Annotated in this window: 21 protein-coding genes; 12 read left to right on the plus strand and 9 right to left on the minus strand. The window is 56.2% G+C overall.

Going from position 1 to position 20,886, the window contains the following annotated elements; genetic code table 11:
• Positions 1–11: 11 nt before the first annotated feature.
• From tsaE to trxA, 6 genes are read left to right on the plus strand one after another with little or no spacing between them, the layout of a single operon-like run.
• A complete protein-coding gene (tsaE, locus tag AC2D8V_RS16105) occupies positions 12–488 on the plus strand; it encodes a tRNA (adenosine(37)-N6)-threonylcarbamoyltransferase complex ATPase subunit type 1 TsaE (RefSeq protein ID WP_484734609.1) in 477 nt (158 codons plus the stop codon).
• Entirely contained in the window at positions 485–1,504 is a 1,020-nt protein-coding gene (locus tag AC2D8V_RS16110) for an aminoglycoside phosphotransferase family protein (protein ID WP_484734610.1), read from the plus strand. The genes tsaE and AC2D8V_RS16110 overlap by 4 nt, the downstream gene beginning before the upstream one ends.
• Positions 1,489–2,172: a nucleotidyltransferase family protein gene (locus tag AC2D8V_RS16115; protein WP_484734611.1), complete on the plus strand. Its 684-nt coding sequence runs from the start codon at positions 1,489–1,491 to the stop codon at positions 2,170–2,172. The genes AC2D8V_RS16110 and AC2D8V_RS16115 overlap by 16 nt, the downstream gene beginning before the upstream one ends.
• The gene (addB, locus tag AC2D8V_RS16120) at positions 2,165–5,122 is read left to right on the plus strand and encodes a double-strand break repair protein AddB (protein WP_484734612.1); all 2,958 of its coding nucleotides are present in this window, start codon (positions 2,165–2,167) and stop codon (positions 5,120–5,122) included. Before AC2D8V_RS16115 ends, addB begins: the two co-directional genes overlap by 8 nt.
• Positions 5,119–8,505: a double-strand break repair helicase AddA gene (addA, locus tag AC2D8V_RS16125; protein ID WP_484734613.1), complete on the plus strand. Its 3,387-nt coding sequence runs from the start codon at positions 5,119–5,121 to the stop codon at positions 8,503–8,505. Before addB ends, addA begins: the two co-directional genes overlap by 4 nt.
• Positions 8,506–8,543: 38 nt before the next feature.
• Positions 8,544–8,864, plus strand: a complete 321-nt coding sequence (trxA, locus tag AC2D8V_RS16130; RefSeq protein WP_484734614.1) for a thioredoxin — start codon at positions 8,544–8,546, stop codon at positions 8,862–8,864.
• A 49-nt stretch (positions 8,865–8,913) separates the two neighbouring features.
• Here trxA and AC2D8V_RS16135 read toward each other — a convergent pair whose 3' ends face one another.
• The gene (locus tag AC2D8V_RS16135) at positions 8,914–9,384 is read right to left on the minus strand and encodes an SRPBCC family protein (RefSeq protein WP_484734615.1); all 471 of its coding nucleotides are present in this window, start codon (positions 9,382–9,384) and stop codon (positions 8,914–8,916) included.
• Positions 9,385–9,539: 155 nt separating this feature from the next.
• Between AC2D8V_RS16135 and hslV the strand changes: the two genes are divergently transcribed.
• Together hslV and AC2D8V_RS16145 are read left to right on the plus strand one after the other, a co-directional pair.
• Entirely contained in the window at positions 9,540–10,097 is a 558-nt protein-coding gene (gene hslV, locus AC2D8V_RS16140) for an ATP-dependent protease subunit HslV (RefSeq protein ID WP_484734616.1), read from the plus strand.
• Entirely contained in the window at positions 10,094–11,158 is a 1,065-nt protein-coding gene (locus AC2D8V_RS16145; RefSeq protein ID WP_484734617.1) for a hypothetical protein, read from the plus strand. The genes hslV and AC2D8V_RS16145 overlap by 4 nt, the downstream gene beginning before the upstream one ends.
• A 64-nt stretch (positions 11,159–11,222) precedes the next feature.
• Here the strand turns inward: AC2D8V_RS16145 and AC2D8V_RS16150 are convergent, their stop codons facing one another.
• On the minus strand, positions 11,223–11,606 hold the full coding sequence (locus AC2D8V_RS16150) for a DM13 domain-containing protein (protein ID WP_484734618.1): 384 nt from the start codon (positions 11,604–11,606) through the stop codon (positions 11,223–11,225).
• 172 nt (positions 11,607–11,778) lie between these two features.
• Here AC2D8V_RS16150 and hslU point away from each other — a divergent pair, with 172 nt between their 5' ends.
• Together hslU and AC2D8V_RS16160 are read left to right on the plus strand one after the other, a co-directional pair.
• Positions 11,779–13,086, plus strand: coding sequence for an ATP-dependent protease ATPase subunit HslU (gene hslU / locus AC2D8V_RS16155; RefSeq protein ID WP_484735175.1), 1,308 nt, complete (start codon positions 11,779–11,781; stop codon positions 13,084–13,086).
• Positions 13,087–13,124: 38 nt separating this feature from the next.
• Positions 13,125–14,354, plus strand: a complete 1,230-nt coding sequence (locus AC2D8V_RS16160; RefSeq protein WP_484734619.1) for an MFS transporter — start codon at positions 13,125–13,127, stop codon at positions 14,352–14,354.
• Here AC2D8V_RS16160 and AC2D8V_RS16165 read toward each other — a convergent pair.
• From AC2D8V_RS16165 to AC2D8V_RS16175, 3 genes are read right to left on the minus strand one after another with little or no spacing between them, the layout of a single operon-like run.
• Positions 14,338–14,931, minus strand: a complete 594-nt coding sequence (locus tag AC2D8V_RS16165; protein WP_484734620.1) for a Smr/MutS family protein — start codon at positions 14,929–14,931, stop codon at positions 14,338–14,340. The genes AC2D8V_RS16160 and AC2D8V_RS16165 overlap by 17 nt on opposite strands.
• Positions 14,928–15,920 (minus strand): murein transglycosylase A, encoded by a 993-nt coding sequence (gene mltA, locus AC2D8V_RS16170; RefSeq protein ID WP_484734621.1) that lies wholly within the window; start codon positions 15,918–15,920, stop codon positions 14,928–14,930. Before mltA ends, AC2D8V_RS16165 begins: the two co-directional genes overlap by 4 nt.
• A gap of 38 nt (positions 15,921–15,958) precedes the next feature.
• Positions 15,959–16,618 (minus strand): Tim44/TimA family putative adaptor protein, encoded by a 660-nt coding sequence (locus AC2D8V_RS16175; RefSeq protein WP_484734622.1) that lies wholly within the window; start codon positions 16,616–16,618, stop codon positions 15,959–15,961.
• 107 nt (positions 16,619–16,725) lie between these two features.
• Between AC2D8V_RS16175 and AC2D8V_RS16180 the strand changes: the two genes are divergently transcribed.
• Both AC2D8V_RS16180 and secB read left to right on the plus strand, forming a co-directional pair.
• The gene (locus AC2D8V_RS16180) at positions 16,726–17,232 is read left to right on the plus strand and encodes an FxsA family protein (RefSeq protein ID WP_484734623.1); all 507 of its coding nucleotides are present in this window, start codon (positions 16,726–16,728) and stop codon (positions 17,230–17,232) included.
• A 55-nt stretch (positions 17,233–17,287) separates the two neighbouring features.
• Positions 17,288–17,788, plus strand: a complete 501-nt coding sequence (secB, locus tag AC2D8V_RS16185) for a protein-export chaperone SecB (RefSeq protein ID WP_484734624.1) — start codon at positions 17,288–17,290, stop codon at positions 17,786–17,788.
• Positions 17,789–17,791: 3 nt separating this feature from the next.
• Here secB and dnaQ read toward each other — a convergent pair whose 3' ends face one another.
• From dnaQ to AC2D8V_RS16205, 4 genes are read right to left on the minus strand one after another with little or no spacing between them, the layout of a single operon-like run.
• A complete protein-coding gene (dnaQ, locus tag AC2D8V_RS16190; RefSeq protein ID WP_484734625.1) occupies positions 17,792–18,478 on the minus strand; it encodes a DNA polymerase III subunit epsilon in 687 nt (228 codons plus the stop codon).
• Positions 18,471–19,064, minus strand: a complete 594-nt coding sequence (coaE, locus tag AC2D8V_RS16195) for a dephospho-CoA kinase (RefSeq protein WP_484734626.1) — start codon at positions 19,062–19,064, stop codon at positions 18,471–18,473. The genes dnaQ and coaE overlap by 8 nt, the downstream gene beginning before the upstream one ends.
• Positions 19,061–19,894 carry a shikimate dehydrogenase gene (locus AC2D8V_RS16200; RefSeq protein ID WP_484734627.1) on the minus strand — a complete coding sequence of 278 codons (834 nt, stop codon included), beginning with the start codon at positions 19,892–19,894 and terminating at the stop codon, positions 19,061–19,063. The genes coaE and AC2D8V_RS16200 overlap by 4 nt, the downstream gene beginning before the upstream one ends.
• A complete protein-coding gene (locus AC2D8V_RS16205) occupies positions 19,891–20,490 on the minus strand; it encodes a Maf family protein (protein ID WP_484734628.1) in 600 nt (199 codons plus the stop codon). Before AC2D8V_RS16205 ends, AC2D8V_RS16200 begins: the two co-directional genes overlap by 4 nt.
• Positions 20,491–20,886: the final 396 nt, after the last annotated feature.

Below are 20,886 nucleotides of genomic sequence, written 5' to 3' on the forward strand. Positions count from 1 at the left end.
ATGCATGAGGTATGGTTGCTGCACGACTTAGCTTTACTTCGCTTTCAGCCGACGCGCTGACTGACATCGCACGCGCACTGGCCGGCACGCTGTCATCGGGCGATGTTATTTTGCTCTCCGGCGACGTTGGCGCTGGAAAAACGCATTTCGCACGCGCGCTGATACAGTCCATCTTGCCAGAGCCGGAAGACGTCCCCTCGCCCACATTCACTCTGGTTCAGACCTACGACACCACACGCGGACCGCTTTGGCATACCGACCTGTATCGCCTCGCGTCCACCTATGAATTGGAAGAGCTTGGTCTCTTCGAGGCCTTTGACACGGCGATCTGCCTTGTGGAGTGGCCCGACCGGTTGGGGAACGAAGCACCGCAAAATGCACTTTGCATTGCGCTGACCTCCAGCGACGGAGGTGATACGCGATCCATGGATATTTCGTGGCAAGATGACCGCTGGAATGCCAAGCTCGATCAATGGGCCACCGCATGACACGTCAGGAAGCGCGCGAACAATTTATCAAAACCGCCGGCTGGGCCTCGGCACAGGTCATACCGCTGGCCGGCGACGCATCAAACAGGCGGTACCTGCGGCTCCGGTCAGGCGAAGGATCAACCGCCGTAGTCATGGATGCGCCACCCGATCGCGGAGAAGATGTTCGTCCGTTCGTCAGCATCGCCGAGCATCTATACCGCTCAGGTCTGAGCGCCCCGAAAATTATCGCACAGGATGCCGAAAGCGGCTTTCTATTGATCGAAGATTTGGGTGATGCACTTTTTGCCAAGGAGATGGAGCGCGACCCGAACCTGATCGCACCCCTGTACGAAGCCGCAACAGACGTGCTCACATATCTGCATGGCGTGAATGCGCCGCCGTTGTCTGTCTATGACAGCGCCACCACGGTACCGCTCGCTGCGCTGGCCTTTGACTGGTACCAACTTGGCGCCACCGGCGCGGTGGACAGGGCGGCACAATCAGAATTCTGCGAAGCTTTCGAAGCTGTCATTAAACCATACGATTCCGATCTTTCGGTATTGATCCAGCGCGACTACCACGCCGAAAACCTGATTTGGCTGCCACAGCGTGAAGGCGTCGCACGGGTTGGCTTGCTTGATTTCCAAGACGCGATGATCGGCCATGCCGCCTATGATCTCGTGTCGATTCTTCAGGATGCGCGGCGCGACGTCGGTGCAGACATCGAGGCCCGCATGCTAGATCGGTTTATCGCAAAAAACGCTCTGGTTAGAGACGATTTTCTAGCCGCCTATGCGGTTTTTGGTGCCCAGCGCAATCTGCGCATTCTCGGCGTTTTTGCGCGCCTGTGTCTACGCGATCGAAAGGCGCATTACGTCGATATGATCCCGCGCGTCTGGGGCCATGTGCAGACCAACCTGCGCCACCCCGCGCTGCGCAATGTGGCTCGAATTCTGAACGCATCGCTTCCAGCGCCGACAGGCGATGTTTTGAAAACACTGACTGCAAAGTGTGGCTCATGCAGTGGTCCGTAATGATTTTCGCAGCCGGTTTTGGCACGCGCATGAAACACCTCACGCGTGACCGCCCGAAACCGATGGTCGTTGTCGCGGGACGGCCGCTCATCGATCACGCCCGTGATCTTGCACGCGATTTGCCTGCCCTACGCGTGGTGGCCAACCTGCACTACAAACCGCAACCTTTATTGGATCATCTAAGGGACAGCGAGGTCGACACTGTTCTGGAAAGTCCCGAGATTCTCGACACCGGCGGCGGTCTGCGGAATGCGCTCCCGTTATTGGGCAACAAGCCGGTCATGACACTGAACAGCGATGCACTTTGGGCTGGCCTGAACCCGTTGCGTCTTTTGGCGCAGGCGTGGCGACCCGATGAGATGGACGCGCTTTTGATGGGTATCAACCCAGCCCGTGCAGTAGGGTCGGAAAGCGTCGGAGACTTCACACCTGATGCGGAAGGGCGCGTCACCCGCGGGCCCGGTCTGATCTATGGCGGCGCACAGATCATCAAAACGGATCTCTTGGGCGAGATACCGGACACCACATTTTCGCTTAATCTGTTGTGGGATATGATCGGACAGAAAAACAGGCTCTACGCAATGGAATATTCCGGTTTTTGGGCTGATGTTGGCCACCCGGACGGCATAGAATCCGCCGAGGCAATGCTGGAGGCGCATCGTGTTTGAGCCTCAACCAAAACCTCGTGTTTTCGGCGTATCGCCCGGCGTGGATTTTCCGCGTGCTCTTTATGACGGGCTTTGCGCTCGTACCGATGGGTCCGCCGCCGCGGCGCTAGCCGGCACCAACGTGATCGTGAACACAACTCGGATGCAACGCCGGATCATGCAGCTGTTTCACGAGGGCCCGCCAAAGATCTTGCCGCGGTTGCATCTTCTGACCCAGCTTGGCGCATTGGAACCAACAATCCAGCTGCCACCCGCAGTGTCTCCATTACGCCGGCGTCTCGAGCTGATTTCATTGGTGTCGCAACTCATCGATGCGCAGCCCGATCTTGCCCCCCGCACATCGCTTTACGATCTGACGGACAGCCTTGCCGCCTTGATGGATGAGATGCAGGGCGAGGGGGTTTCAGCGGACGCCATCGAAACGCTGGATGTCTCGGATGCGTCCGGTCACTGGCAGCGCGCACAGACCTTTATCAGGATTGCACAGGATTATCTGTCGCGGACGACGTCCGAACCCGACAAGGAAACCCGACAACGACAGCTTGTTCTGGCGCTTGCGGCACATTGGGAAGCCAATCCACCGCAACAACCGATCATTCTTGCCGGGTCAACCGGGTCGCGCGGCACCACGTTGTTGTTGATGGAAGCAATCGCAACGTTACCGCAGGGCGCCATTGTCCTGCCCGGGTTCGACACGGACATGCCGCGCAGCGCGTGGGCGCATCTGAACGATGCCATGCTATCGGAAGATCACCCGCAATACCGGTTTCACAAACTGCTGTGCAGTTTGTCGATCACGCGAAGCGATGTGATGCAGTGGCAAGAAACCCCGCCGCCGTCACCCGCACGCAACGCGCTGGTTTCCTTGTCGCTGCGCCCCGCACCTGTCACCGACGCGTGGCTTGCCGAAGGACCAAAACTGCCGGACCTGCAAGAGGCGACCCGCGAGATTACCCTGCTCGAAGCGCCAAGCCCCCGAAGCGAAGCGCTCGCCATTGCATTGCGACTGCGCAAGGCAGCCGAAGACGGACAGAAAGCGGCAGTTATCTCACCCGATCGGATGCTGACGCGTCAAATTACAGCTGCCTTGGACCAGTGGGACATTGTGCCTGATGATTCTGCGGGCATGCCGTTGCACCTGAGCCCGCCGGGCCGTTTTCTGCGTCACACCGCAGCCCTGTTGCACCGCAGACTGGACGCGGAAGCTTTATTGACGCTGCTCAATCATCCACTTGCCCATAGCGCGTCAGATCGCGGCTCACACGTGTTCAACACGCAACGCCTTGAAGTGGCGATCCGCGCGCAGGGCTTGCCGTACCCAGACGCGGCGAGCGTCGCTGCCGTGATGCAAAATCAATTGAAGTCACCTGAGGATCAGGCAGGTATTGATCGCTGGGCGGCTTGGGTCGGCGCGGCTTTTTGCAGCCACGCCGCTGTTGATACCCGCCCGCTTGAGGACTGGGTAGAGGAGCATATTGCCTTGTCAGAGACGATTTCTCGAGGCGTGGATGGTGTTGATGCCGGCGAGCTGTGGGAAAAGAAAGCCGGACAAGAAGCGTGGACGGTGATGGAGACGCTGCGTGCGCAAGCGAAATACGGCGGGGACATGAGCGGGCGTGACTATGCCGACCTTGTCGGCGCGCTGCTTGCTGAGGGTGAAGTGCGCGACCGCGATGCCCCGCATCCTAACATCATGATCTGGGGCACGCTCGAAGCGCGGGTGCAGGGCGCCGATCTGGTGATTCTGGCTGGTCTCAACGACGGAACCTGGCCAGAAGCGCCCGCGCCTGATCCATGGCTCAACCGCAGCATGCGGCACAAGGCAGGTTTGTTGCTGCCGGAACGCCGCATCGGTTTGTCCGCGCATGATTACCAGCAAGCGGTTGCCGCCCCCGAGGTCTGGATAACCCGTTCGATCCGGTCGGATGATGCGGAAACCGTTGCATCGCGGTGGATCAACAGGTTGCAAAACCTGCTCAGCGGACTGCCCATGCTCGACGGTCCCAAGCTTCTGAGCGCAATGATTGATCGGGGTAACATCTGGCTGGACCATGCTGCCGCTTTTGAGGCAACCGATCCGCGCCCGTCTGCCACGCGGCCCTCGCCGCGACCACCGGTAACGGCCCGACCCACCCGACTTTCGGTGACGGAAATCAAACGACTAATCCGTGATCCTTATGGCGTCTACGCCCGACGAATCCTTGGATTGAAAAAGCTCGGGCCACTGGTGCAGACGCCCGATGCGCTGCTACGCGGAACGGTGCTGCACATCGTTATGGAAAATTTCGTCAAGGAGTCTGCAGATGACCCGTCGCGCATCACCGTTGAACGGCTTGTTGGCTTAACAGAAGAGATTCTGGCCAACGAAGTGCCTTGGCCTGCCGCACGGCAACTGTGGGCCGCACGGTTGTCGCGTATCGCAGACTGGTTTGTAGCCAGAGAATTGAAGCGGCGGCAGTTGGCAACGCCCTATGCCTTTGAAAAGGAGGCCCGCGGCCTGCTGAAGTGGCCCGAACTCAATTTCGAATTGTCGGCCGAGGCAGACCGGATTGACCGAACCGATACCGGCGAAGTGCTGATATACGATTACAAAACCGGTGACCCGCCCTCGCAACGGCAGCAAGCCAAGTTTGACAAACAACTCCTGATCGAAGCTGCGATGATCGAAGAAGGCGCCTTTCAAAAGATCGGTGTCGCGCACGTGAACGATGCCGTATTCATCGGATTAGGGACGAAACCCTCGGAAGAACCCGCGCCGATAATGACAGAGCCCACCGCCAAGGTTCTTGGTGAACTGCGCGCGCTTATCGAGGCGTACAAATCTGTAGGGCAGGGATTTACCGCGCGGCGTATGATGGAAAAAGACGTCTACGGCAGCGATTTCGACCTGTTGTCCAGATTTGGCGAGTGGGACGAAACAGATGATCCGGTACCGGAGGATCTGAAATGACGGGGCGCGATGATGCAACCTCTGCTCAGATCAAAGCCGCGCGCCCTGATGCCTCGACATGGCTGGCGGCCAATGCGGGCTCCGGCAAAACACGGGTTCTGACAGACAGGGTCGCACGTCTTTTGCTGGATGGCGTAGAGCCGCAACACATCCTGTGCCTGACCTACACCAAAGCCGCCGCTTCGGAGATGCAGAACCGGCTGTTCAAACGTTTGGGCGAATGGGCAATGCGGGAGGATGAAGCCCTACGCGGATCACTGACGGAACTAGGTGCAACCGGAGAGATTACCCCGGACAGGTTGCGTGACGCGCGCACGCTCTTTGCCCGCGCAATCGAAACACCCGGCGGCCTCAAAATCCAGACAATCCACTCGTTCTGCGCGTCGCTCCTGCGCCGTTTTCCGCTCGAAGCAGGGGTCAGCCCCCAATTCAAAGAGATCGAAGACCGCGCCGCCGAATTATTGCGCGCCGAGATCATTGATCAAATGGCTGAAGGGCCACAGGCCTCTTTGATCAAACAACTTGCGATACACAGCACCGGTCAGGATTTTGACCGTCTGACAAAAGCTGTCATCCAGCACAGAGACGGCTTTGCACATCCGGTCAGCCTCGGCGATCTTTTGGCCAGCTTTGGCCACGCACCCGATCTAACGGTGGCTGACATCGAAATGACTGCGTTTCAGGGGGACGAGAAAGCGCTTATTGACCGGATTGTTCCGCAAATGCTGGCCAAGGGCGGCAACGACGGAAAAGCCGCGGCAGCACTCGGCGAAATCACCGAATTTACCATCGACTGTCTGCCCGTACTCGAAAAATGCTTCCTCTTCGGAAAAAGCGCAAAGAACCCGTTTTCGGCCAAGTTAGACTCTTTTCCAACCAAGCCCATGCGCGAAATGCTGGGTGAGGCAATGGATTCTCTGAACGCTTTCATGCAGCGGGTGGAAAACGCGCGCGATGTCCGCCTTGCTTTGATTGCCGCACAGAAAAGCCATGCGTTGCACCAGTTTGCCCATGCGTTTGTCAGCCAATATGAGGCGCAAAAGCTGGCCCGCGGCTGGCTCGACTTTGACGATCTAATCGACAAAGCCCGGCAGCTGCTGACCGACCCGGCGGTTGCCGCATGGGTGCTTTTCCGGATCGACGGTGGCATTGATCATATCCTCGTGGACGAAGCACAGGACACCAGCCCGGCTCAATGGGACGTGATTTCGAAACTTGCCGCAGAATTCACCAGCGGGCAGGGCGCCCGCGAGGACATAGACCGGACGATATTTGTTGTCGGTGACAAAAAGCAGTCCATCTATTCGTTTCAGGGCGCTGATCCACGCGAATTCGATCGTATGCAGGCTGATTTCAAACAGCGGATCGAAGATGCGGGCAAGACCTTTCAAAGCGAGACGCTGCGCTATTCATTCCGGTCATCCGAGGCAATCTTGCGCGTCGTCGATCAGGCATTCGAAGGGCAGGGTGAGGCCGGCTTTGCAAGCGACGCTGCCCATATCGCGTTCAAATCCGCGCTTCCCGGTCGTGTTGATCTCTGGCCCTTGGTGGAGGCGCAACAAGATGAGGATGACCGGGTTTGGTACGATCCGATTGACCGGAAAAGTGCGACGCATCACACCAAAATCTTGGCCAATCGGATCGCGCAACAAATCGAAGAAATGGTCAGGAAGGGCGAGACAATACCTGATGCGGACTCAAAGACGCACAGGGCGTTTCGCCGCCCCGTTCGCTTCGGTGATTTTCTGATCCTTGTACAGCGACGCTCCGACCTTTTTGCAGAGATCATTCGCGCCTGCAAAACGCGTGAACTGCCCATTGCTGGTGCAGACCGGCTCAAAGTGGGCGGCGAACTGGCCGTACGCGATCTGGCAGCGCTTTTATCCTTTCTCGCCGTGCCTGATGATGACCTGTCGCTGGCTTCAGCTCTGAAATCGCCCCTTTTCGGGTGGACCGAACAGGATTTGTTCACCCTTGCGCATGATCGCGGCGACAAGACACTGTGGCAAACCTTGCGCGGGCAGGCCAAGGAATACCCCGATACGATCGCGATGCTTGTTGATTTACGAGATCGGACAGATTTTCTGCGGCCTTACGACCTTATTGAACGCATCCTGACGCGGCACAAAGGACGCCGAAATCTGTTGGCCCGTCTCGGTGCCGAAGCCGAGGACGGGATAAATGCGCTTTTGTCCCAAGCCCTCGCATATGAACGCAACGCGGTGCCAAGTCTGACGGGTTTCCTTGTGTGGATGGAAACCGACGACCTTGAGATCAAGCGCCAGATTGACAGCGCGTCGGATCAGATCAGGGTTATGACGGTTCATGGCGCAAAAGGTCTCGAAGCTCCCATTGTGATCCTTCCCGATTGTGGCGACCGTCCGGTGCAGATCAAAGACGAGATTATCCGCATGGACGGCATACCATTGTGGAAGACGTCCGCAGATGATCTGCCCGACAGCATGTCCAATGCCCTTGGCCACATAAAGCAACAGCAGACCGAAGAACGGCTTCGGCTCTTGTATGTGGCTCTAACGAGGGCTGAAAAGTGGCTTATCGTGGCCGCGGCGGGCAAGGCAACTTTGGGCGGGGATAGCTGGTATCAGATGGTCGACGCAGCAATTACAGCCGCCGGCGCAAAAGATACCGAGTTTCAGGGATTGTCGATAAGGCGCCATGCACATCTGGAGTGGGACGCGCTCCCGCTTGAGGCGGCCAGTGCCAAAACCAAGATGCACCGCCCACTTGATCCCTGTTTCTCCACCCCCGCACCATCTGCGCCGGAAAAACTTCAGACGATTGCCCCGTCTGAGTTGGGCGGCGATAAGGCCTTGCCGGGAGAAACCCTGCGCAGCGACCAGCACGCCAAGGATTACGGTACACTGGTGCACTGGATGATCGAAGTTTTTGCCGAAACACCGGCAGAGGCCTGGCAAAGCATTGCGTTAAATGCGCCGATGGGCGTGTGTCCGGAGCCAGATCGCGATGCCGCCGTGGCAGAGGCTGGGGCCGTACTTTCCGCAGAAGGGTTGAAGTGGATATTCGCGCCGGGGTCACTGGCAGAGGTGCCCATTTCGGCACCTTTCGGCGCGCACAGGCTGAACGGTAAAATCGATCGGCTCATCGTCGCAGATGATCACGTCTGGGCCATTGATTTTAAAACCAACGCCACCGTACCAGCCCAAGCCACGGATTGCCCCACAGGTATCTTGCGGCAGCTGGCAGCCTATGCGCACGCGTTGAAACAGATTTATCCGGAAAAGAGCATCAAGCTGGGTATTCTGTGGACAAATACGGGCCTCTTTATGCCGGTTGAGCACGAGATCGTGACAAATGCACTTCGTGGTACTCCATATCTTGACGCCGGAACGCCGGCTTCATAGGTTCACCATCTAACCAAAGCGCCTTTAGGAGAACTAGGATGGCCACGCTAGCAGTAACGGACGATACGTTCGACGCAGAAGTGAAGAATTCCGATATCCCCGTTGTGGTGGATTTCTGGGCAGAGTGGTGCGGCCCCTGCAAGCAGATTGGCCCCTCTCTCGAAGAGTTGTCGGCCGAAATGGACGGCAAGGTAAAAATCGTGAAGGTCAACGTGGACGAAAACCCGAATTCGCCCGCGCAGATGGGCGTACGCGGTATTCCTGCGTTGTTTATCTTCAAAGACGGTCAGGTCGTGTCGAACATGGCGGGCGCCAAGCCAAAAGCGGCCCTGCAAAGCTGGATCGAAGAATCGATCTGATCACAGCGAGAATGCAATCAAGAAAGAGCACCCAACCGGGTGCTCTTTTTTATTGTGCGAGCTGTGCTGCGATCTCGGCCATTCCTGCATCAAAGATGCTTCCGACAAACGCTTCCATCTCAGGGTCATCGGATTTGAACCGTGTGGTCCAAGTAATGGTTGTTGCATCGCCAGCAGTCACAGAAAGCGTGCCCACATATCTCTCGATCGGCAGGGGCGATGTTTCGATCGAATACGTGTATGACAAACCCGATTCAGAAGCGACGCGTTTTTCAAGGAACTCTGCACCGTCAGCCAGTTGCAGCACACGATGCAATCCGCCTTCTATAACCTTGAGATCACAAGCGGTAATCGCAGGGTGCCAGTCATCAATATCGCAAAAATCTCCGATGAGATGCCATACCGTTTGCGACGATGCGTTGGTTTCAAGGGTTCGGCTCACGGAATAAGTTTCCGCCAGACTACCAGTCGCAAACACACCAAAAACACAGAACACAGAAACTGGAATTACGTGTTTCATTGTATATTCCTTGTTCAAATTAGTGTTGGGAACGTGCGGAAAGGGTATCAGCGCCCCTGCCTTAGTCAACTTTTGCCCTGTCAGATGCCGATTCCGCACCTTGTGCCAGTGTGTCCGGCTTGCCATATAACCGCCATCACGACAGGAGAGCGAAAATGACCCGCGAAGAGTTTCCCGGCTGGCACGGAACGACAATCATCGGCGTAAAGAAGGGCGGCGAAGTGGTTATTGCCGGTGACGGGCAGGTTTCTTTGGGACAGACAGTCATCAAGGGTACGGCGCGCAAGGTACGCAGGCTCAGCCCTGGCGGGTATGACGTTGTTGCCGGATTTGCCGGATCAACCGCAGACGCTTTTACATTGCTTGAGCGCCTCGAAACCAAACTTGAGGCGACACCCGGCCAGCTTGCCCGCGCAAGCGTCGAACTGGCAAAGGACTGGCGCACTGACAAATACCTGCAAAAGCTCGAAGCGATGCTGATCGTATCGGATGGCAAGGACATGTTCGTGATTACCGGCGCAGGTGATGTTCTTGAGCCTGAACACAACGTCGCCGCCATCGGGTCTGGCGGAAATTTTGCGCTTGCCGCTGCCCGTGGCATGATGGAGAGCGACAAAGATGCTGAATCTGTCGCACGGGATGCGATGGCAATCGCCGCAGATATTTGTGTTTACACCAACGGCAACCTGACCGTCGAAAGGATCAGCGCGTGATCGAACGCGACGATCTGCGCGCATCAGTTGCCGCGGGTATACTGACGGAGGCGCAAGCGGCCTCCCTGATCAGCCTCGCCGACAGTCGCCGTGGCGCGCGCGAAAACCTTGAACCCGGCGATGAACCGTTTGAGCTGTTCAAAGGGTTCAACGAGATTTTCATCGTCGTTGGTCTGGCGATTCTGACAACCGGCTGGGTCGGTATCGTGACCTTTCTGGCGCTCGACAACGCCACCCGCCTCGCCCAAGTCCTGATCTGGAGCAGTCTGGCCGGCGCTGTCATCCTATGGTTTTTGGCAGAATACTTTGTGCGACGCCGCCGCATGGTTGCCCCCGCCATAGCCTTGACGCTTCTGTTTGCGGGAAACGCGGCCTACGGTTTTTCCGGCGCGATGGCCGAAGTGTTCATGGTGGCACGCGGCGACAACAGCAGTCTGCCTCTGCCGTTGACTTACGCCACCGCCGCACTGCTGGTTTTCTGGTGGCGTTTTCGCGTGCCCTTTGCCCTTGCCGTCATCGCACTGGCAGCCTTTGCGATCTCGATCTTGATCGCGGCCAATACCGCAGGCGCCCCTGAAAGCACGCGCGAGCTGTTCTTGTTATCCGCAGATGGGCCATTCGCGTTAATAACGCTTGGTTTGGGTGTCGTGGTATTTGTGGCTGCGATGGCTTTCGACATGTCCGACCCTCACCGGGTGACGCGGCGTGCGGCGAACGGTTTCTGGCTGCATGTGATCGCCGCCCCCGCCTTGGTCAACACTATCGCACTTAGCCTTTTGAACAGTGATGCATCAGGCTCTGTTCTGGTGCTTTTTGCTGTATTGGCAACCATCGCTATGGTGGCAATTATCATCGACCGGCGGTCGTTCCTGATCGCGGCCATCGGTTACATCGTGATCCTGAGCAGCACCGTTTTCGAAGGCGAAGGCGCGGTCTTTACCGTGTTTGGTCTTGGTGTTTTCCTGCTGTTGCTGGGCGCTCGATGGGAAAGCATCCGCGCCCGCCTGATGTCTGTGTTGCCAGGTTTCATCCCCCGCCACAGGCTGCCGCCGTCAGTGTGACTTTCACACCGGAACCGCCGACCCCAGGGGAAGTCGGCGGCTGGTCTCCGGCAGGCGCTCGGCGTCAGAATTTGGCGACCGCCAAAGGAACATTGTACTTTTCGCTCCAAACCCAGACTTCGTTATAGTCATCGGGGTTGATGCCAGCGGGCACCTCATAGCTTGACGCACCGCTGTTCGATTTCAGCAGACCCATAAGCGTTTTGGAATCGTAGCCATCTTTGCCAAGCGCGATTTTCGGATCGGGCGCACCGGCGAATTTGAAATCATCCAGCAGGTTGACGACATAGCCGCTGCCTTTCTTTGCAATTTCTGCACGGCCCGATACAGCGTAGCTGTTCCGCTTTACGAACGACGCGACACGTCCGTGGCCACCTGCGATGGCGGGCAGGGCGATCGAGGCGGCTCCTGTGGTTACAGCAAACTTCAAAAATGCGCGGCGGTCCATGGGGTATCTCCTTTCGCGGAACGTTGCGATAGAGTTAAAGCTACGCCCCGGCCCGCCACATTTCATCGGGCCTCTCGGGCCTGTGATGCGCGGGGATGATTTCGTGTACCCGGTTGCTGTTTTTCGCAGTGGTAATTACATGGCCTGTAACATTCATCTCAAGGATACGACCGTGACAGACCTCACGCCACGCGAAATTGTTTCAGAACTGGACCGCTTCATCATAGGGCAAAAGGATGCAAAGCGTGCTGTTGCAGTGGCACTGCGTAACCGCTGGCGCCGAAAACAGTTGGGCGATGACCTGCGCGATGAAGTCTATCCAAAAAACATTTTGATGATCGGGCCCACCGGCGTGGGCAAAACAGAGATCAGCCGCCGTTTGGCAAAACTTGCCCGCGCTCCGTTTTTGAAGGTCGAGGCGACCAAGTTTACCGAAGTTGGCTACGTCGGCCGCGACGTTGAACAGATCATTCGCGATCTTGTCGACGTGGCGATCAACACCACCCGCGAATACATGCGCGAAGACGTAAAGACCAACGCGCATGAAGCTGCAGAAGAGCGCGTTATCAGCGCGATTGCAGGCGAGGACGCGCGGGAAGCTACCCGCGAGATGTTCCGTAAAAAGCTCAAAGCCGGAGAACTGGATGATACTATCATCGAGCTGGATGTAGCGGACACGTCAAATCCTTTCCCGATGATGGATATACCCGGTCAACCCGGCGGCGGCATGGGAATGATGAACCTTGGCGACATCTTTGGCAAAGCTCTTGGCGGACGTACCTCCCGCAAGAAGATGACTGTCGCTCAAAGCTATGAAATCCTGATCGGTGAAGAGGCTGACAAGCTTTTGGATGACGAAACGGTAACGCGCGCCGCAATCGAAGCGGTAGAGCAGAACGGGATTGTTTTTCTCGACGAGATCGACAAGGTTTGCGCGCGTTCTGATGCGCGCGGCGCCGATGTCAGCCGCGAAGGCGTTCAGCGTGACCTGTTACCCCTGATCGAAGGCACCATTGTTTCGACCAAACACGGCCCGATCAAGACAGACCATATTCTCTTTATTGCGTCGGGCGCGTTTCACATCGCAAAGCCTTCTGATCTGCTGCCCGAGTTGCAGGGCCGGCTGCCAATCCGGGTCGAGCTGCGCGCCCTTACTGAAGAGGACTTTGTGCGGATCCTGACCGAAACCGACAATGCGCTTACGCTGCAATACACCGCGCTAATGGGTACCGAAGAGGTAAAAGTCACCTTTACCGAAGAAGGGATCGCGGCGCTGGCAAAGATCGCCGCCGAAGTGAACCAATCCGTCGAAAACATCGGTGCCCGCAGGCTTTATACTGTGATGGAGCGTGTGTTCGAGGAACTCAGCTTTACCGCACCGGACAGGGCAGGCGAAGAAATCGTCGTAGATGCCGGGTTCGTCGATAAAAATCTCGGTGCGCTCACCAAGTCTACGGATATCAGCCGCTACGTGCTTTAAGCCTTTCCAAAGCACGCCCAGCCTGCAACAGCTTGGCCATGGGGTATCTGCGCTTTCTTATCGAGAACCGGCTGTTCCTGCTGGCGGGGTTTTTGTTGTGCTTTACCTCGTCTTTTGGGCAGACCTATTTCATCTCGCTCTTCGCCAGCGAAATCAAAGACACGTTTTCGGTCACCGATGGCGGGTGGGGTCTGGTCTATACGATCGGCACGACGCTGTCGGCGGTAACAATGATCTGGGCTGGCGCGCTGACTGACCGGTTCAGGGTTCGACAGCTTTCGCTTTACGTGATGATCCTTCTTGCCGCAGCCTGCCTCGCCATGGCGTGGGTTCCAGGGAATGCCGCAATGCTGGTATTCGTCATCTTTGCCTTGCGCCTGATGGGGCAGGGAATGATGTCGCAACTGGGGGCCGTGGCGATGTCGCGGTGGTTTGTCGCGGCGCGCGGTCGCGCGATTTCACTGGCATCGATGGGGTTTGCTGTGGGGCAGGCGATCTTGCCCATCATTTTCGTTGCGTTACTGGCGCTTTTCGACTGGCGCTTTCTGTGGGTTATCGCTGCTGTCTGCGTTGTTGCGGCCATACCTGTCATGCAATCCCTCCTGCGACAGGAGAGGACACCGCAAAGCATGGCCGATGACACGCAAAGCCTTGGCATGGGTGCGCGCCACTGGACCCGGATCGAATTGCTGCGTCATCCGCTTTTTTACATGCTCATTCCTCTCGTCCTCGGGCCCGCAGCCTGGGGAACCGCGCTATTCTTTCAGCAAGTTCACCTCACCGAAGTCAAAGGCTGGTCACTGGCTTCTTACGTCGCGTTGATGCCGATTTACACAGCCGTGGCGATCGCCTTCACCTTTGTTACCGGTTGGGCGATTGACAGGTTTGGCGTCAAGTGGGTGGTGCCATTTCAAATGATCCCCTTCGGTGTCTCGTTCCTCATTCTGTCCTTTGCAGAGACTATTTTTGCGGCAGGTGTCGGGCTTGTGGTCTTTGGTATCGGGCAGGGTATGCAGGGCCCCGCGACCACCGCATTCTGGGCGGTATTTTACGGCACCCGGCACCTTGGCGCGATCAAGGCCGCCGCAGCAGCGCTCATGGTGTTCGGCTCAGCCATAGGGCCCGGCATTACCGGTGCGCTGATTGATCTGGGCATCGATTTTCCGGACCAGATGATACCGATTGCGGTTTTCTATTTTGCTGGCGCTCTACTGGCGGGTCTCGGCATCCTGCGCTACCAGCGCGACCTGCCTACCGCTGACGTCTGAGGTAGACATAGTAGGCACCGCTGCCGCCGTGGCTTCCGTGGGCTGGCGTCACCTGCATGACAATCGACTTTAAAGGTATCTGGGCCAACCACTGCGGAACCTGATGGCGCAATACGCCAAACCGCACGGGAATGGGCCCGCCGTCATCCCGCTCTTTGCCCTTGCCGGTGATGACAAGAACCAACCGTTTGCCACTGCCGTGAGACGACAAAATAAAACGCGTTAACGCCCCATGTGCGCGGTCCAGCGTCATGCCGTGCAGATCAATGCGCCCTTCGGGCTTTAGCTTGCCACGCTGCATCTTGCCGAAAGTCTTACGGTCCATCTGAACCGGTGCCTGACGCAACTGTTCTGGCAACGACGGGTTAAGGTTGTACGTCACCTGGCGCGCTGCAGGTTTCGGCGGTGTCTTACCGTCAAGCGTGATCTTAGGCTTTTCCACCCGCGATTTCACAGGCGGCTTGGGCGCATAGGCCTTAGGATCGAAGGTTTCCGCTTGGCGCAGGGGTTCTGTACGGTCAGCTACCTTTTTCCATAGCGCCTCTTCGTCGGAACTCAGTTTGCGGCGGCGGCTCATTCAGCACCTGCAGGCAACATCGCATAGGCACGCTGAATGGGTAGCAAAACAATCAACCGGCCCGGATCTTTCAAGCGCCCCGCTGCGCGACCTGCCGCATCGCCTGTTCCAAAAAAGATGTCAGCCCGCTGAGCGCCCTTGATCGCCGATCCGGTATCTTGCGCGACCATTAGACGACGCATTGGGTCATCGCCTTCTTTTTCAATCCAGACCGGCGCACCCAGAGGCACATAATCCGGGTCAATGGCAATCGTACGCATTGCGGTTACCGAACGGTTCATCGCACCCAGCGGACCCTCATGAGCAGGGACTTTATTGACTTCGCGAAAAAAGACGTAGGAAGGGTTATGAAAGAGTAGCTCACGGCCTGCCACTGGATTGCGGCGCACCCAGTTCTTGATCACCGTTGCGCTGACCTGATGCGCCGCGAAAATTCCGCGCCGCACCAACTCCTTGCCAATCGACCGGTATGGATGGCCGTTCTTGCCACCGTAGCCCACGCGCAAACTGGATCCATCCGGCAATTTCACCCGACCTGACCCCTGAATTTGTAAAAAGAACAACTCAACCGGGTCATCCACCCACGCAATTTCCAGTCCGCGGCCAGTGAGTTTTCCTTCTTCCAGCAACTCTCGGCGCGAAAACCACTGCTCTACGTCTTTTGCCTCTGGCGGCATCGCGTAGAGCGGATAGCGAAACACATCTGTTTTACTGAGGGCGCCGCGTAGTTCCGGCTCAAAATAGCCGGTAAACAAGCCGGGCGCCCCGTCTTGGATCAGAACCGGACGAAACAAAAGCTCGAAGAACTGGCGCGGATCCGGATCAGAGGTGGCATACGCGCAAATGGATTGCCAATCCGGGTCTTTCAGATCTACGCAGGTATTGCGAAACACAGCCAGGGCAGCGGCGTGGTCATCACCGGCCCATCCATCCAACTGATCAAACGACAGAACCTCAGCCGTCGGTTCAGACTCAGCAGGGCTCATCATGGAAATGACCCCTGCCACGCAAACCAGTAACGCCCGGATCAGCCGTCGGTCGAAACCAAAAGCCAGTTTGGATCGTCTGTTCCCATTTTGCGAGCAAAGGTCCATGTGTCTTTCTGGCGTTTGATGTCCTTGAGGCTGCCTTCGATGATCTCACCTTCGCTGTTGCGTACCGCCGAGGTCAACTCACCAAGGAATCGGATGGTCAGTTCAGCTTCTTGCGTATCCTGATCAAAGGTCGCGTCCATCAGCTTCAACTCACGAACGCCGATGAAATTCGCCTCGATCGTCAGCCCTTGATCTTCGCGCGCCGCAACACCTTCCACGAAAGATTCGTAGATGTCTTCGGCAAGGAAAGGCTGAATGTCATCAAGATTGCCGTTTTCATACCCCATCACGATCATCTCGTAGGCACCGCGCGCGCCACCAAGAAATTCCGTCACGCTGAATGCCGGCTCGATGCGCTTCATTGCCGCCAAGGCTTCGGCTGCGGGCGAGTTTTCTTCCACATGGTCGGTAATGTCGAGATCAGGGCCCCCTTCAATCACCTCGAAGTCTCTCGCTGGCTTGCGATCCGGCAACGGTGTTTGCGATGGGCCTGGTTCAAATCCATCACGCGTCCCCAGCACGTTTTTCAGCCGCAAGATAAGAAAGACAGCAATGCCGGCGAGAACCAGAAGCTGTATTAAGGTGGAATTCATGTAAACCCTCGTGTCAGGCAAAGATATGGAAACAAACCCGTGAAAACCTTATGTAGGTGTCGAATGAGTTCAAGTCCACTCCACCTGCATCGAAAGGGTGTACTAAAATGTGGCTGTTTATTGCCTTTCTTGCGGTCCCGCTGATCGAAATCTCCCTTTTTATACAAATCGGGGGGGCGATTGGTCTTGGCTGGACACTGGTTACAGTCGTTCTGACCGCCATTCTTGGCACCATATTGGTGCGCAATCAGGGCGCACTCGCCTTGGGTCAGGTAAAGTCGTCGTTTTCCGAAATGCAGGACCCGACTGAGCCTTTGGCACATGGCGCCATGATCCTCTTTTCCGGCGCGCTGTTGCTGACACCGGGGTTTTTTACCGATGCGATCGGGTTTCTTTTGCTGGTGCCCGGCGTTCGTTCGTGGGCTTTTCGGGCAATATCGGCACGCGTCAGCGTGCAAAGTTTTGAAACGCGGCACGGGCAAAGCCAGTATCGGGCACGTGGCCCGCACATCAACCCGCACGGTCCCGGCGGAGATGTCATCGACGGAGAGTTTTCCGAGGTCGAAACACCTTCAAATCAATCAAAGAAACCTTCCGGCTGGACGGACCATTGAGAACCCCAAACCAAGCTGCTAAGCCACGCGGGACTTTTTATTTCAGGAGCACATGATGGCTGAAGAAGAAAACGCAACTGCAGCAGAACAAGCACAACCCCAAGCGCCACAAATGCGCGTTCTGGGCCAATTTATTCGCGATATGTCCTTTGAAAACATCATGGCACAAAAAGGCGCGCCAGCAGATGTGACACCTGACGTTCAGGTGCAGGTCAATCTCGATGCGAAAAAGCGCAGCGCAGACAACCAATACGAATCTGCAATCAAACTAAACGTGACATCCAAGGCAAAGGATGGCGACGCGACGCTATTTGTCCTTGAGATTGATTACGTCGGAATTTTCCACATCGACAACGTTGCCGAAGAGCAATTGCACCCGTTCTTGCTTATCGAGTGCCCGCGCATGATTTTCCCATTCTTGCGCCGCGTCGTCAGCGACATCACCCGCGACGGTGGCTTCCCGCCACTGAATCTGGAAAATATCGACTTCCTGTCGTTGTACCGCAACGAACTGGCGCGCCGTAAGCAGTCTGATGCGCCAAAAATGGATGCTTAAGGCTTAGCCTTTTACCCAAATTGCGTCGTCGCCCAGTTTTGCCACGAATTCGGCATGGGCGGCGGCTTCTTTTTCTGTAAGCCGCGACGGCAACGGCGTTGGCCGCGGGCGCGCAACCCAACCGTCTTTATCGTCACCTGTTCCTTTATGCGATGCGTTGGATAGTCCGAAATCAGGCTGCCGGCCTCCGATCAGTTCCAGATAGACTTCCGCAAGGATTTCACTATCGAGCAAAGCGCCATGCAACGTGCGCGAAGAGTTGTCGATATTGAACCGTCGACACAGCGCATCCAATGACGCCGGCGATCCGGGAAATCGTTTACGAGCAATTTCAAGCGTATCAATCGCCTGGTTCCAGGGGATTTGCGGCAAACCCATCCATTTCAGCTCGGCGTTCAGAAATTTGATGTCGAAAGCCGCGTTGTGGATGACCAGCTTTGCATCCCCGATGAATTCAAGAAAGGCATGCCCGACCTCTGCGAATTTAGGTTTGTCAGACAGGAATTCGTCACCCAGCCCGTGCACCTGAAAGGCTTCTTCGGGCATACTGCGTTCGGGATTGATATATTGGTGGTAGGTGCGTCCCGTGGCCATGTGACCCATCAGTTCCACTGCACCGATCTCGACAATGCGATCGCCGCTTTCGGGATCAAAACCTGTTGTTTCCGTGTCGAGTACGATTTCACGCATCTGCTAGCCTCTGCCTGATTTCCTCGATCACAGAGTGTACCTGCGCGCGCGCATGTTCAACCGTATCTGTCTCGATAACAAAGTCGGCCCGCTTGCATTTTTCTTCATTGGGCATCTGTTTGGCTAGAATTTGCTCAAATTGCGCGGCGGTCATCGTCCCGCGTGACAAGACGCGGTCACGTTGCACATCTTCTGGCACGGTGACGCAAGCAACGGCATCAAACTGATCCTGCGCATTGGTTTCAAATAGCAACGGGATATCAAGGACCATGATCTCGCTAGGGGCTCGCGTCAGAAACGCTGCTCGGTCTGCGGCGACCAAGGGGTGTACGATTTGTTCTATCTGACGCAAGGCGCTTGGATCTTCGGAAATGATCTGGCGCAACGCCTGACGTGACACGGCTCCGTCCTCAATCGCTTGTGGAAACAACTGGGCAATTGGCGCCATAGCAGCGCCACCCCTGTTGTAGAGCCGGTGTACCGCTGCATCTGCATCCCAAACGGCGCATCCGAATTCAGCGAAAAGTTGCGCTGTCGTCGATTTCCCCATACCGATTGATCCGGTAAGGCCAAGTGTGAAACTCACGCCATCACCGCGCGGCGCAAATCCTCAGTCACCTCCGGTCTTGGCCCAAACCAGCGTTCAAAACCGGGCACGCCCTGATGCAGCAGCATCCCCAGACCATCTACCGTAACACAGCCTTTTTCCTCAGCGGTCAGCAGCAGACGGGTTTTCAGGGGCGTATAGACCAGATCTGTCACGACCGTGTGGCTTTTCAGACCATCCAGCGGCACCCGCATTTCCGGTTTGCCAACCATCCCAAGAGACGAGGTGTTTACCACCAGTGCGGCTTCTTCGATCATGTTGCCAGCTTGGGTCCAGTCGACGACTTGAACCCGCTTGCCAAAATCAGATTGGAGTTTTTCTGCACGGGACCTCGTGCGGTTCGACAACAAAATTTCTGGAACACCGGCATCAAGAAGTGCAACGATCACGGCGCGAGCCGCGCCTCCGGCGCCGAGAACAGCCGCAGCACCCGAGCGCGGGTCCCATTGCGGCGCACCTGATTTCAAATTCTCCAAGAATCCGTACCCGTCGGTATTGTCCGCGTGGATTTTACCATCCTTCCGGAAGATGAGCGTATTGGCCGCCCCAATCAGCGTCGCCCGATCTGTGATCAAATCCGCGATCTGCAGAACTGTTTCCTTGTGCGGGATCGTCACATTCACCCCGACAAAACCCATTTTCGGCAAGGTTCTGAGTACGGTTTCCAAATCCGCGGTTGCAACGTCCATCGGGATATAAAATCCCTGAACCCCGTAGGTTTTCAGCCAGTGACCATGAAGTTGCGGTGACCGCGAATGAGCAATCGGCGAGCCGATGACGCCTGCTAACGGTATTTTGCTGTCACTCATCTTTCCAAATCCCCCCGCAACGTCAGATACGACAGCAACTCCAGCAACGGCAATCCCAGAACAGTGAAATAGTCTCCTTCTATTCTGGAGAAGAGCCTCGCACCTTCTTCTTCGAGTTTATAAGCGCCGACGGAATGGCGGATACTTGTCCAATTTCGATCAACATAATCCATGAGGTATCCGTCGCTAATGTCATGCATACGCAACCGAACAACGCCAACATGACGCCAGATCGGCTGGCCGTTTTCGCAAATCACTGCCGCCGACAACAACGTGTGCCTGTCCGAGCGAAGGCGTTTCAGCTGGGAAACTGCATCATCCTTGGATGTGGGCTTGTCAAAAACCTCACCCCGATGCTCAAGAACCTGATCGCACCCCAGAACCAGAGACCCGGGCATTTTCTCGCTGATCTTGCGCGCTTTCAGTTCGGCAAGTGTATCTGCGATGTCGCGTGGTTTTGCATCCTCGGCCAGCAGAGCTTGTTTCACCATTTCCTCGTCAATGCGGGCTGGGTTCACCTCTAGCTCTACGCCGCTTTGCCGCAGGAGCTGCGCGCGTATTTCTGATCCTGAGGCAAGTACGAGCGGAGGCGACATGTGGATAACCTTGTGTGCAGCTGACCTGAAAAAGCTGGTACTTGTTCTGCGTAAAACAGCGAGTAATCACAACCCGGGAAAAACTTAGGCTGCTACAAGAGTTCACCAATTTTTCTTACCACGATGAGTAAGGATAAAAATTTTGCGGGGATAACTTCGTTTCCACCGTTTTATCCACAGTGATTTCCATATTACCATCCTGCAGAAATTATTTAAGTAATTGATATAATGTCTTAATTTTTAATTATTAACAGAAAGTTAATTTCAAAGGAGAAAGTTTTTCCTTGGGTGTAATTCTCGTGAAAAAACCATAATCCACAGAATGGGCGAACCCTACAAAATCATCATCTTTTTATCTTTCTTTATTTATTTATAAGAAGGGCAGAGACAAAGGGT

The sequence above is a fragment of the Roseobacter sp. YIN89 genome (genome assembly GCF_057219365.1).